Raw genomic sequence first — 12,975 nt, 5'->3', positions numbered from 1 at the left:
AATCCTGAAATCTTTATCGGTTATCGGCTGCCCCGGAGCATCAGTCCGCCGGCAATGGCAAACAGTGCCCAGCTCCAGGCAGGCACACTTTCAATCCACTGCCGGCTCTCCGGCTGGGTGCCCAAAAGGCCCCCCACAATCAGCAGCACTGCAAGTGTAGCCCGTCGCCAGCGCCGCTCGGTGCGAACCTGCTGCTCGCGGAGCAACTCCAGTGTCGCCCGGTTCTGGGGCTCGGTGGGCCCGGCTTGTCGCAGTTGCAGCAGGGCATCGTGCACCAGTTGCGGCATTTCCGGTGACTGCTCCAGCCACGAGGGCAGGTGGGATTGCAGAGACTTGATCAGGCCCGAGGGACCAATGCGTTTGCGCATCCAGGTCTCCAGATACGGCTGGGCAGTACTCCAGAGATCCAGGTCCGGGTACAACTGTCGGCCCAGGCCCTCCACATTCAGCAGGGTTTTCTGCAGCAACACCAGTTGGGGCTGCACCTCCATATTGAACCGCCTCGCCGTCTGGAACAGGCGCAAGAGGAAGTGACCGAAGGAGATATCTTTCAGGGGCTTCTCGAATATGGGCTCGCAGACAGTACGAATCGCTGCCTCAAACTGATTCACTGGCGTATCGGGTGGAACCCAGCCGGACTGGATGTGCAACTGCGCGACTTGCCGGTAATCACGGCGGAAAAAGGCCAGCAGGTTGCGGGCCAGATAGCTCTGGTCGTCCGGTGCCAGGGTGCCGACAATGCCGAAATCGATGGCGATATATCGGGGGTCCGCGGGGTTGGAGATATCCACAAAAATATTACCCGGGTGCATGTCGGCGTGGAAGAAGCTGTCTCGGAACACCTGGGTAAAAAAGATCTCGACGCCTTTTTCGGCCAGCACTTTCATATCGACGCCAGCGGCTCTCAGGGCGGCGGTATCGGCGATGGGAATGCCGTGGATACGCTCCATGACCAGCACCGATTTGCGGGTGTAGTCCCAGTCAATAAAGGGGATGTAGATCAGCGAGGAGTTGTCGAAATTCCGGCGCAGCTGGCTGGCATTGGCGGCCTCGCGCTGTAAATCCAGCTCGTCGTGGATGGTGGAATCGTAGTCGGCAACCACGTCCACCGGGTGCAGACGCTTGCCCTCGGACCAGTATTTTTCAAGCAGGCCTGCCATCAGGTACATCAGGGCCAGGTCCTGGCGGATCACCTTTTCGATGCCAGGGCGCAGCACTTTCACCACTACTTTCTGGCCGTTGCGCAGCGTTGCCGCGTGCACCTGGGCGACCGACGCGGAGGCCAGCGGGTCCGGGCTGAATTCGGCGAACAGCTCCGCGACCGGAGCGCCCAGGGAGGTTTCGATAATGCTCCGGGCTTCAGCGCTCGGGAACGGCGGCACACGGTCCTGAAGGTTTTTCAGGGATTCGGCCATATCGTCCGGCAGCAGGTCCCGCCGGGTAGAGAGTATCTGGCCAAACTTTACGAATACCGGCCCAAGCTCTTCCAGTGCCAGCCGCAGGCGATCGCCCCGATCGAGTTTTGGCTGTGGGAACAGGTGCCACGGAGCCAGCAGGAAAAACACCTTCAGGGGCGCGGGGAGTTCGGCAATTGGCAGGAAAGTGTCCAGCCGGTAGCGGCAGAATACCCAGACAATACGGAACAGGCGTTGCAGGCGGGTCACAGGTTCTCCGGTTGGTCAGGCGTGCCACGGTTTTCCATCAGGTTCAGTCGGGCCTCCAGCCGTTCTGTGCGCAGGTTCAGTTCGTCGATGTCCTCGAAGGTGGCTTCCAGTTCCCGTCGCCCGGGCAAGGTGCGGCTTTCCTCGTGCACATACTCTTCGATATTGGCGTTGAGGGATTGAAACGCCTGCCGGCTCCAGCGAATGGCACCCCGAACACGCTGGCCCAGGAAGTGTGCGGGCACATCGCCAATATGCCGGGCCATGGCGGCTTCCCAGTCGGGCTCAAGCTGGTTCAGGGCGCGCTGGAGCTGGTGCGCCAGGGCGGCGTCGCCGGTTACCTCAAGGCGGCCACCGGCAAAGACACCATCATCACCGGTGGCCAGGGCTGCAAAGGCAATGGCTTTGCCGGTAATCTCCAGAGCCGGCTGTTCGGCTGGCTGACTGCCCACCCGGATGCGGCTGCCGGCGCGGTCCAGGGTGCAGGTCAGTGGAACCGGATCGGTAATGTTGAGCTGTACCGGGCCCGCCAGTGCCTTCATCAATGCACGCTGTCCCGCCGGATCCAGTTCCAGGGCCCGGTTCAGGGCACTTTCCAGTATGGCGGTAACGTCAGACAGCAGGGTGGGGCCGGGAAACATCAGGGCTTGATTCCCACGTGCAGGGCGACAATGCCGCCGGTCATGTTGTAGTACTTGCAGTTCACCAGGCCGGCGTCTTCCATCATGCCCTTGAGGGTGTTCTGGTCCGGGTGCATGCGGATGGACTCGGCCAGGTACTTGTAGCTTTCACTGTCGCCGGCAATGAGCTGGCCCATCAGCGGCAGGGCGGAGAACGAGTAGGTGTCGTAGGCCTTGCTCAGCAGCGGATTGGTCGGCTTGGAGAATTCCAGGATCATCAGCTTGCCACCGGGTTTGAGAACCCGGGTCATATCCCGGAGGGCCTGATCCTTGTCGGTAACGTTGCGCAGGCCGAACGCGATGGATACCGCGTTGAAGTTGTTGTCCGGGAAGGGCAGGTGTTCGGCATCCGCCTGGACATACTCGATGTTGCCGGCGTAGCCGCGATCGGTCAGCCGGCTGCGGCCGACCTGAAGCATGGACGCATTGATGTCGGCCAGCACCACCTTGCCGGAGGGGCCCACAAGGTCCGAGAACTTCATGGTGAGATCCCCGGTGCCGCCGGCAATATCCAGCACCTGGTGGCCGGGCCGTACCCCGGAAAGCTCGATGGTAAAGCGTTTCCAGAGCCGGTGGATGCCCATGGACATCAGGTCGTTCATGAGGTCGTACTTGCCGGCCACGCTGTGGAAAACTTCGGCCACCTGGCTTGCCTTCTGGCTCCTGGGTACATTGCGGAAACCAAAGTGGGTGACGTCGTCCTGGCCGTTGTTGTTTGCGGCCGGGCTGGCTGGCGTTTGCTGCTCGCTCATGGGGGTGTCCTGTCAGAATCTGAACCCCGTATTCTAACCGCTGACGGGGTTGCTACAAGGGTGGCGGTGAGTTAAATAGCCCCCTAAACTGTAAATCTGTCCAAATCCGAGAGAAAACTGATTCATGTCTGTCATTGATGTACACCGCCCGCATACCCTGGATAAAGACCATGCCAGGCAGGCTGCTGAAACCCTGGCACAGGATCTGTCCAGACAGTTCGACGTGCATTACCAGTGGGAAGGCGATCACCTGAAATTCAAACGCAGCGGGGTCAAGGGGCACCTGAATATCACCCCGACGGATCTGCATATCCATCTCGAGCTGGGCATGATGCTGCGGCCCTTCAAATCCCGTATCGAGCAGGAAATCCATTCCCAGTTGGACCAGATCAGCAAGGCCTGAGCAAAAGGCTGCCTGAGTCGCCTACAGGTCACCCGGCAGGCTGAAGGGCTCCGGGTGACCGCTCAGTATATTGCGCATTACCTGCTGCTCCCGGGTAACCAGCCGGTTGATCAGCAGGTTTACGTCCTCCATTTTCCGGAACGCTGAATAGCCCCGGTGCAGGAAACTGTGCAGATCGGTGAGATCGGCCATTTCTGCCGGGGTGCGGCTCATGGATAGTAACCAGCCGAGCGTCCGGTTGCGGACGTAATGGTCAAGCTGATGGCCGACCTCCGACACCAGGGTGATCTGCTTTTTCCTCTGATCGAGCCGCTCGCTGGCCCGGTAGGCAGCGCAGTAGTGTTCGGTGCTCAGCGAATCGGCGGCGATGCCCTGCTTATGGAAAAGCTCGGTCAGCTCCAGGTCGAGCTGTTGGGTAATCAGGTTGAGCTCGACCAGCCCGGCGAAGGTGTCCAGCAGGTTGTCCGGCAACCACTTCACCATCTTGGGAAAAACCCGGTCGATGTTGTCGTCCCGGCGGGTCATACCGGCAGGCGCGTACAGATCGGTCAGCAGGAACTCCAGGCCGTGGTGATAACCGGGGTGCTGGTGCAGGTCAGAGTGGGTTGCCTTCAGGCGCTGTGCCTGCCATTCGGCCACCAGGAAGGTGGTGTCCAGTAACGGGTGCGCCGCTTTCAGCTGCCGGAAATCGTGATAGTCCAGCAACAGCTGCTGCAGCCGGCGAGCGCTTTCAGAGCGGGCTTCGGTAGCGACAAGGCGCTCACGGTACATGGGGCTGGCTCCACTAAACCTGATAGAACGGAGGAAAGTGGCGTAGTTTAGCGGAGCTCGTCAGGTCTTGCAGTAAGGTCGGGCCGGGCGCTATCCCTGGGCGGCCGCCGGCAGTGTTTCAAAGCCGGGTACCCACTCCCTGCTGTCGAGGGTGATGAAATGGCTTGGCGCCTCGGTTTCCACAATTCGCATGGTGGTCGGGCTCTGGCGGGCACTGGCCAGCATGGAGGAACGATCCAGAATGCGGTCCACCGCCGGAATCAGGAAGGTGCCCTGGCGGACATCGTTGTAGATACCGGTATCGGTGCGCGCCATCCAGTCCATGATGTTCTCGATGTTGCGAACGATGGTCAGGTGGTCCTTGGTGGCGGAAAACAGCTTGCTCAGCAGTTGCTTCTTGCGCGGGTTCATCTTGCCAAAGAAGGTCTGGCCATAGGCTGAAGAGGGTGCACTGTTGATCAGACGGATCAGCCAGGGCCACATGCCATGGCTGACAGGCTCCAGCAGCGTGGTGACCAGCGCGTGCAGCTTGCCCTGTGGCAGAACCGGCGCTTCCAGCACCACTTCCACATCCTCGTAGAGCGCCGGCCATTGCTTGATGGCCTCGAGAATCACCGCCCCGCCCCGGGAGTGGCCATGCACCCGAATGTTATCGGTGGTGGGCAGGTTCGACAACGCCTGGTTCAGAATGCAGGCATCGTACTCGATGGTGCCTTCCAGTTGCTTGATTGGCAGCTCCCAGCCCGGGACTTCCGGCGTCACACCGTTTACCGGAATATGATAATTGCTGCAGGTCAGCAGAATCAGTTCGGTGGTGGGCGCTTCATAGGCCTGGGTGAAATAACAGTGGTTTTCCAGGAAGCCGTGCACCCCGACAACCGTCTGTTCCGCCTTGCCGCTGTGATTGCGAACGGAAACAGCGCCTTTGCCGACACGATAGACCTGCCCGGAAAACATTTCCGAGTAGGCGCTTTCAATCGGTTTTATCAGCTTGCGTACATGGCTCGCTTTCATTACTGCTCTCCCCCCAGCACGGCAATGGCCTTTTATGGGAATCTGAGTGTGCTGGTGACTCTTTTGTACCCCGATCGGACCATTGAGTTATTGGCGCTGGACACTGTATTTACGAACGGTCAGGGCCAATCGATGACGGATCCGGTTGTTTAATAACCATTGCATTAAGGCTTATAACCAGTATAGAAGTGAAGAGTTACGCACGTGTAATTTTTTGTAACACCGTGAGCCGGTGCCTTCTATGGAGCCGGCTGGGCTTGTCTGGCACAATGCGGGGTTCGGTTTTTACTTACCACCACCATACTTCCGGGGACATTCGGGTTTGAGTCACCAGCAATCGCACCTCCTGCTACCTGCGGATTCGGCCTGGCTGGCCCTGGAGCGCCCGGAAAACCCCATGACCATAACCGTTATGATGCGGGTGGATGGCCTCACGGCACCGCGCTTTCGCGAATTCCTCAGGGTTTACTGGATGGCCTGGGAGCGTTTCCGGTACATGCCGGTCAAGCGCTCGCCCGCCTGGTGGTGGGAACCGGACCCGATGTTTGATGTCCGGCACCATCTCGATGTGGTGGTCGACCCGTTCACACCGGAAACGCTTCAGGACTGGGTATCGGTGCGCCTGAACCAGCCTTTGCCCATGTACCGGCCGCGCTGGAAATTCTGGCTGGCGCCCAATGCCGAGGGTGGCGCGGTATTGCTGCTGCGCCTTCATCATTGCTATGCCGACGGTTTGTCCCTGCTGGGCATTTTTGATCGCCTGTGCCCGCCCTCTCCCCAGCAGCATCCTGCCCTTTACGGTGCGCCGGAAACCGCCGAGCTGGCCCGCTGGACCTCCGCAGCCAGGGCCTGGCTGGGCCAACTGGCGGCAACCGAACCTGCCCGGGACGTGCCCGGTGGCGATCCGGGGGCCGGTGACGCCAGCGGCAATCAATGGCAGGACGCAGGCCGTTTACTGGAGCAGGTTGCCCAGAAGAGCCTGAAGCTGGTGCATGAATTCTCTGAGTTTCTGGTGGAGCCGGAAGATACGGTGACGGATCTCCGGCGGCCGCTGCTGGGGCGGCGGCACTGTCGCTGGTCCGATCCGGTACCGCTGGACCGTTTTCGGGCGATTGCCCGGGCCACCAATGTCACCATCAACGATGTCTTGCTCAGTTGTGTGGCCGCGGCGGTTCGGGTGCGGCTGGGTATTGAGGGTGACGAGCTGGACGAGGCGGTTCTGCACGCGGCGGTCCCTGTGGATATCCGCAGCCGACTGCCAGCCGAGCTGCAACCGGAACCCGGCGCCCTGGGAAACTATTTTGGGACGGTGTTTGTGCCCCTGCCGGTGGATGGCGAAAGCCCGCTGGAGCGCCTGTACCGCATCAAGCATGAAACCCGCCGCCTCAAGAAAAGCTGGCAGCCGGGTATCGCCTGGGGGCTTGCGGCCAGTGCCACGGTGATTCCGGAAACCTGGCGTACCCCCGTTGCCGATGTGTTCTACCGCAAGGCCAGTGCGGTGGTGTCGAACGTGCCCGGTACCACAGACGTTCGGTACCTTGCCGGTTGCCGGATAACCGAACAGATGTTCTGGGTGCCCCAGGCCGGTGATATCGGCCTGGGCATCAGTATTGTCAGCTACGCCGGCCAGGTTCAGTTTGGCGTGGTTGCGGATGAAGCCGTCATGACTGACCCGGAAGACTTCCTGAACGACTGCCTGCAGGAGTTGGCCCAGTTCCCCGGGTGATCTTTCCGGCTGGTCGTAATCCCAAAGTTTGATTTTCAATGCCTCCCAAATAAGCAGAAAACCTGCTCCCTGGGCGCATTTCCCCCTTTCCCTCCATCACCGACCATGGAATTCAGGCGACAGACCACGCCTGGAGCGCCGGGATAACCCGCTGCTCTGATCCCAGATTTCCAAAAACAACCGGGGGAACTATGAACAACAATAATTTCAGAAAGTCAGGGTTAGCGCTTGCCATGGCCGCGGCCATGGGTGCGAGTGCCGGCGCCAACGCCGCTGTTGAACTGTATAACCAGGATGGCACCAGCTTTTCCGTGGATGGCTACTTCAATGCGTTCTATGTCAATCGCGAAGACAAGCTGGCGGATACCCGTGATTCCCGTATCAAGATGGGCTTTCTGCCCAACACCATCGGCTTCAATTTCAGCAAGGACATGGGGGACCTGACCCTGGGTGGCCGGTCTTCGTTCTGGACCACCATCAATGACAGCCTGGATTCACCGACCGCCACTGCAATCGATGTGCGGCAGTTCTACGCCACGGTGGACGGCGATTTCGGCCAGGTATTGATCGGTAAGGATTTCGGCCTCTACGCCCGCTCCAACATTTTCCTGGATGAGATCCTGATGGGCTTCGGGTCCCCGGGCCTGGCCGGTGGCGTGTCTTTCGGCAATATCCGCGCGGGCTATCCATACCCCACGCCCTCGGCCCAGATCACCTACCGCTCGCCGGATATGAGTGGCCTCAAGGTGGCAGCCGGTGTGCTGGACCCGGCCGATACGGTTACCGGAACACCGGCGGATGAAAACCCTACACCGCGCTTTGAATCCGAGGTGACTTACAACGCCAAGCTCAACAATGTGGCGCTGACCGGCTGGGTGAATGGCCGTTACCAGTCCGCGGAGAACGGCGCAACCACCGTTGATAGCACGGGCTTGGGCTATGGTGTGAAAGCATCGGTTGCCGGGCTCACCCTGGCCGCTTCCGGCTTCAGCTCCACAGGTAACAACCCGGTTCTGATCGTCAACGGCGCAGTGGCCGAGGACGACGCGGACGGCTTCCTGGTTCAGGGCTCCTACGCCTTTGGCCCCAATCGCGTTGTGCTGTCCTACGGCGAGACCGACGCTGAAATTCTGAACCTGGAAACGGAAAGCACAACGCTCGGGTTCTTCCACGATGTAAACAGCAACTTCAAGCTGGTTGCCGAATACAACATGTACCAAGACAGCAACAGCACCACCGGCGCAACCACCACCGAGGCCGACACCATCGCCCTCGGCGCCATCGTCATGTTCTGAGCATTGACTGGTGCCCGGGGAGCCAGGAAGCCCCCCTGGCGCCGGTCTGCCTAAGACTAAAGTGCCGGTTTGCGCCCATGGAAACCGGCAGCGCCACCAGACATTGATTCAGGAGGCAGTTCAATCAATGGCTTACGATCATTTTGGCGCGCCGATTAAAAGCACTGAAGTCGCATTGGCTGCGTTTGCGGATGCCGTAGAATCGGTGAAAAGTCATCCGTTTCCGGGATCCGCGTTTATGAAGCCAGCGACGACCCTGCCCGCGGTCCGGGTAGCGAGCTCCAGCGTTCGCGATCCGATGTTGGCCGCCACCAATCTTGCCAGCCAGCTCAGCCATGAGCATCTCGGCTGTGTGCTGTTTTTCTGTTCGGCGGAATACGATCTGGGCTGGCTGGGCGAGGCCCTTGAGCACAGCTTCCCGGGGGTGCGGGTTTGCGGCTGCACATCCGCCGGAGAAATCACGCCGGAGGGTTACGGCCGCGGATGCATTACCGCCATCGGGTTTGATAGGCGTTACTTTGCCATCGACTGCGCGCTGATCCGGGAGCTGGAACGTTTCACCCTGCAGGATGCCCAGGGGGTGATCGACGACCTGCTTGCCACCTGCCGGGATGCCCGGTTGGCACCGGTCAAGGGCAACACCTTTGCCATCACGCTGCTGGATGGCTTGTCGAGCCGCGAAGAACTGGTTCTGGCTACCCTCAACTCGGCCCTCGGCAGCATTCCCCAGTTTGGCGGCTCGGCCGGCGATGATGAGCGCCTGGCCAATACCCATGTGTTTTATGACGGCCAGTTCCATACTGGTGCGGCCACCGTGTTGCTGGTGAACACGCCGCTGGATTTCCGGGTGTTTTCCACCCACCACATGGTCGAGCGCAGTGAAAAACTGGTGGTGACCGAGGCCTGCCCGGCAAGCCGGACCGTATACGAACTGAATGCGGAACCTGCCGCCGAGGCCTATGCCCGGGCCGTTGGCGTGGATGTGGATGCCCTGGATCGCCGAATCTTCGCGCTCAGGCCCATGGGGGTAAAGATCGGCGGCCACTATTTTGTCCGCTCCGTGCAGCGGGTCAATCCGGACAAGAGCCTGACGTTCTACTGCGCGGTGGAAACCGGCATCGTGATGACGGCCATGGCGCCGGAATCCCTGCTCGACAGCGTGCGCAGCCAGATCGAGGCGGCCGAACGGGTGGTGGGGCCACCGCTGGTGACCATTGGCTGCGACTGCTTCCTGCGCCGGTTGGAAGCGGAGCTGACCGGGGAGGTGGAAGCGGTCTCGGAGTTCCTGCGCCATCACAAGGTGATTGGCTTCAACACCTACGGCGAGCAGTTTGACGGCATGCACATAAACCAGACGTTTACGGGGGTGGTCATTGGCCAGCCTGATGTCCGTTCCGGACAAGACTGACATCCCCGAGACAGACGACCGGGACCGGCGCATTGCCGAGCTTGAGGCGGAAAATGAGCGCCTGCGGCGGATTCGCGATGCACTGATCGTGCGGGTGGAGTCCGGCTCGGCCCATAAACCCGAGCCCTATGCGGCGTTCGAGCATTCCGTGGTGCTGGCCGAACAGGTGCGCGAGCGCACCGAGGCCCTGAACCAGGCCATGGAGGAACTGAAGGGCAGTAACAAGGCCCTGAGTCGCGCCAGGGAGGAAGCCGAAACCACCCGCCAGCGCCTGAGTGACGCCATTGAGAGCATCGCGGACGGTTTTGTACTGTTTGACCACCGGCATTGCCTGATCCAGAGCAACAGCCGGTTCCGCAGTTACTGGCGCCAGGCCGGGCTGGCAGTACCCGGGCCCGGTACCAGTATCGCCGAGGTCAAATCCCAGGCGGTTGTCTCCGGGTTGATTGCCGAAGAACACAGCCACCCCGATTCCGAAGGCGTGGTGTTCCTGCTGTCCAATGGCCGTTGGGTGCAGATGACAGAGAGACCCACCCGGGAAGGCGGGCTGGTAGTGCTCTATTCCGACATCACCGAGGTCAAGAACAGCGAAATGGCCCGCCGCATCAAGGCGCTTGAAGAGAGTGAGCGCTGGATACGCGTGGTCACCGACCACGTGCCGGCGCTGATTGCCTACGTCGGTGCCGACATGACCATCCACTTCTGCAACAAGGTGTACGAGGCCTGGTACGGCCGCAAGGGCGAGTCGCCCCTGGGCAAGCGCCTGGATCATGTGCACTCGCCAGAGCTGTACCAGCGCCTGCTGCCCCAGATCCTGGATGTCATGGATGGCCATAACGTCACCTTCGAGTTCGAGGAAACCGGGGAGCAGGGCGGGGTGCGTTACATGCTGCGCTCCTACGTGCCCAATTTCGACGAGCAGGGCGATATCATCGGTTTCTTCGTGCTGATCCGTGATATTACCGACCGGCGCAAGACCGCGCTGGCCCTGGAGCAGGCCTACGATAACCTGGAGCGCCGGGTGAAAGAACGCACGGCGGCACTGACCGGCCTGAACAACCAGCTGCGCCAGGAAATCACCGAGCGGGCGGCAGTGGAGGCGCGACTGAGAGACGCCAAGCTGGAAGCGGAGCGGGCCAACCTGTCCAAAACCAAGTTTCTGGCGGCGGTCAGCCACGACCTGCTGCAGCCTCTTAACGCGGCGCGACTGTTTACCAGTGCCCTGCTGGAGCAGTCTTTCGGGCCCAAGGCCGAGGGCCTGGTGCGCTCGGTCAGCACCTCCCTGGATGATGTGGAAAACCTGCTGGGTACTCTGGTTGATATTTCCAAGCTGGACGCCGGTGTGATCAAGCCCGATGTCACGGCGTTTGACCTGCGGGACCTGCTCAACAATATCGCCCGGGAGTTCCGGCAAATGGCCATGGCCGAGGGACTCCGGCTGGATTTTGTTGCCAGTTCTGCGATCGTGAAATCGGATTCCCAGTTGCTGGCGCGGATACTCCGGAATTTTCTGACTAATGCCATCCGCTATACAGGGAGGGGCCGGATTCTGTTGGGCTGCCGACGCGGTGGTGATCATGTTTTGTTGCAGGTGTGGGATACCGGCCCCGGCATTCCCGAAGACAAACTCACCGAGATCTTCCAGGAATTCAAACGGATCCGTCCGGCCGGCTCCCAACCGGACAAGGGGCTTGGTCTCGGCCTTGCCATCGTCGACAAGATATCCCGCATGCTCGGCCATGAAGTGACGGTATCTTCCGTTGAAGGCCGGGGTTCCGTGTTCAGCGTGCGTGTGCCCATTGGCCGACTGCAGCCCAGACGACCGGAGTCGGATCAGAATCGCACGGTTTCCTTCGACAGCGGCCTGGGTGGCGCGCGGATCTGGGTGATCGACAACGACCGGGCGATCTGCCAGGGCATGAAAACCCTGCTGGAAGGCTGGGACTGCCAGGTGGTGACCGCGGTGTCGCTGGATGACCTCGAGCGCCAGCTTGACCCGGCCCGCAGTGCCGTGGACCTGATTCTGGCGGATTACCACCTGGATAACGACGAGAATGGCGTGGACCTGGTGGCCCGGATTAACGGTCGACGCCGCTATCCGGCACCGGTGGTGGTGATTACCGCCAACTACACCAACGAGCTCAAGCAGCACATCCGGGAACTCGGGCATCTACTGATGAACAAGCCGGTAAAGCCGCTGAAGCTGCGCAGCGCGCTGAGTCATTTGCTGAGAAGCTGAGATTGACAATGGGTGTCGGATTACGGCTGCGCCTAATCCGACCTACGCGGGGATGATTGCTCAAAAGGTAGGTCGTATTAGCAATGTAGGTCGGATTAGCCAAAGGCGTAATCCGACAAATACGCTACCTTAACGCTTCAAATACTGGCTGAAATCCACATCGCTGGCCGAGAGAATCGCCTGCACCCGGTTGTGCACCCCGAGCTTTCGCAGGATGGCCGAGACGTGGGCCTTTACCGTGGTTTCGGCGATGTTCAGGTTGTAGGCGATCTGCTTGTTGGATTCGCCCTTGGACATGCGCTCCAGCACCAGCAACTGGCGGCGGGTCAGGGAGTTGAGCAGTTCCGGCGAGATCGGGTTGTCTTCGTGCCGGCTGCGTCGGCTGCTGCTTTCCTTGCCGGTGCGGATGATGTCAGATGGCAGGTACACATTGCCGTTGAGGATCTGCTGGATGGCCTCGGTCATCTGGGCCCGGGGTGAGGACTTGGTGATGAAGCCACAGGCGCCGTAGGTGATGGCCTGCAGCACCACCTGTTTGTCTTCCTCGGCAGACACGATCACCACCGGAATGGTGGGTGCTTCATTACGCAGGGTGATCAGGCCGTTCAGCCCGTGCATGCCGGGCATGTTGAGGTCCAGCAGGATCAGGTCCAGGTCGTCGTTTTCGCGGGTGAGTTCCAGGGCGCTGTCCAGATCCGCCGTTTCGATGATTTCGCTGCCGGCAAAACCGGAAGCGATCACGCTGCTGATGGCTTCCCGGAACAGCGGGTGGTCGTCGGCAATCAGAATCTTGTAAGCCGGCTCCATGGATGTTTCTACCTGTCTGTTTTCAGTGTCGGGAATGGCTTCCGAATCATGATAGCGGGTTTCGGAAGAGAGTGCGGCATCGAGCTCGTTCAGCATGGCGGCCTCCTGTGCAGAGAATCACCGGAGTCGGTTCCGATCCTCTGTTTATTATTGTGATGATTCCATTACACGCCATCTGCATCCCGGGTTGAATGCGACCATCGCACCAAAAAACAGGCA

General features: G+C 60.4%; 11 protein-coding genes. 5 read left to right on the top strand and 6 right to left on the bottom strand.

From position 1 onward, the window contains the following. Window positions 1–20 precede the first annotated feature (20 nt). The 3 genes from ubiB to ubiE are packed head-to-tail and all read right to left on the bottom strand — an operon-like array spanning window position 21 to window position 3,093. A complete protein-coding gene (gene ubiB, locus msub_RS13235) occupies window positions 21–1,664 on the bottom strand; it encodes a ubiquinone biosynthesis regulatory protein kinase UbiB (protein ID WP_048496440.1) in 1,644 nt (547 codons plus the stop codon). After that, window positions 1,661–2,302: a ubiquinone biosynthesis accessory factor UbiJ gene (locus tag msub_RS13230; RefSeq protein WP_048496439.1), complete on the bottom strand. Its 642-nt coding sequence runs from the start codon at window positions 2,300–2,302 to the stop codon at window positions 1,661–1,663. The genes ubiB and msub_RS13230 overlap by 4 nt, the downstream gene beginning before the upstream one ends. Beyond that, entirely contained in the window at window positions 2,302–3,093 is a 792-nt protein-coding gene (ubiE, locus tag msub_RS13225; protein WP_048496438.1) for a bifunctional demethylmenaquinone methyltransferase/2-methoxy-6-polyprenyl-1,4-benzoquinol methylase UbiE, read from the bottom strand. Before ubiE ends, msub_RS13230 begins: the two co-directional genes overlap by 1 nt. A gap of 124 nt (window positions 3,094–3,217) precedes the next feature. On the opposite strand from ubiE, the gene msub_RS13220 reads away from it, so the two are divergent. Further along, window positions 3,218–3,496, top strand: a complete 279-nt coding sequence (locus msub_RS13220) for a polyhydroxyalkanoic acid system family protein (RefSeq protein WP_048496437.1) — start codon at window positions 3,218–3,220, stop codon at window positions 3,494–3,496. A 21-nt stretch (window positions 3,497–3,517) separates the two neighbouring features. Here the strand turns inward: msub_RS13220 and msub_RS13215 are convergent, their stop codons facing one another. Beyond that, window positions 3,518–4,267, bottom strand: a complete 750-nt coding sequence (locus tag msub_RS13215; RefSeq protein ID WP_048496436.1) for an FFLEELY motif protein — start codon at window positions 4,265–4,267, stop codon at window positions 3,518–3,520. Window positions 4,268–4,357: 90 nt separating this feature from the next. Continuing rightward, window positions 4,358–5,281 (bottom strand): alpha/beta hydrolase, encoded by a 924-nt coding sequence (locus msub_RS13210; RefSeq protein ID WP_048496435.1) that lies wholly within the window; start codon window positions 5,279–5,281, stop codon window positions 4,358–4,360. A 322-nt stretch (window positions 5,282–5,603) separates the two neighbouring features. Here msub_RS13210 and msub_RS13205 point away from each other — a divergent pair, with 322 nt between their 5' ends. The 4 genes from msub_RS13205 to msub_RS13190 all read left to right on the top strand — a co-directional run bounded on the left by msub_RS13205 (window position 5,604) and on the right by msub_RS13190 (window position 11,949). After that, window positions 5,604–7,007, top strand: coding sequence for a WS/DGAT domain-containing protein (locus msub_RS13205; protein WP_048496434.1), 1,404 nt, complete (start codon window positions 5,604–5,606; stop codon window positions 7,005–7,007). 191 nt (window positions 7,008–7,198) lie between these two features. Continuing rightward, complete coding sequence (locus tag msub_RS13200; RefSeq protein WP_048496433.1) at window positions 7,199–8,302, top strand: porin; 1,104 nt, start codon at window positions 7,199–7,201, stop codon at window positions 8,300–8,302. A gap of 238 nt (window positions 8,303–8,540) precedes the next feature. Next, the gene (gene nosP, locus msub_RS13195; RefSeq protein ID WP_082146557.1) at window positions 8,541–9,710 is read left to right on the top strand and encodes a nitric oxide-sensing protein NosP; all 1,170 of its coding nucleotides are present in this window, start codon (window positions 8,541–8,543) and stop codon (window positions 9,708–9,710) included. Further along, window positions 9,688–11,949: a hybrid sensor histidine kinase/response regulator gene (locus msub_RS13190; protein ID WP_048497116.1), complete on the top strand. Its 2,262-nt coding sequence runs from the start codon at window positions 9,688–9,690 to the stop codon at window positions 11,947–11,949. Before nosP ends, msub_RS13190 begins: the two co-directional genes overlap by 23 nt. Before the next feature lie 129 nt (window positions 11,950–12,078). Here the strand turns inward: msub_RS13190 and msub_RS13185 are convergent, their stop codons facing one another. Continuing rightward, window positions 12,079–12,756 carry a response regulator gene (locus tag msub_RS13185; RefSeq protein WP_048497115.1) on the bottom strand — a complete coding sequence of 226 codons (678 nt, stop codon included), beginning with the start codon at window positions 12,754–12,756 and terminating at the stop codon, window positions 12,079–12,081. Window positions 12,757–12,975: the final 219 nt, after the last annotated feature.

It is taken from the genome of Marinobacter subterrani, from assembly GCF_001045555.1.
In the GTDB taxonomy this organism is placed as follows: domain Bacteria; phylum Pseudomonadota; class Gammaproteobacteria; order Pseudomonadales; family Oleiphilaceae; genus Marinobacter; species Marinobacter subterrani.
Note: the sequence above shows the minus strand (reverse complement) of the source record. Positions and strands in the feature narration are given on the sequence as shown.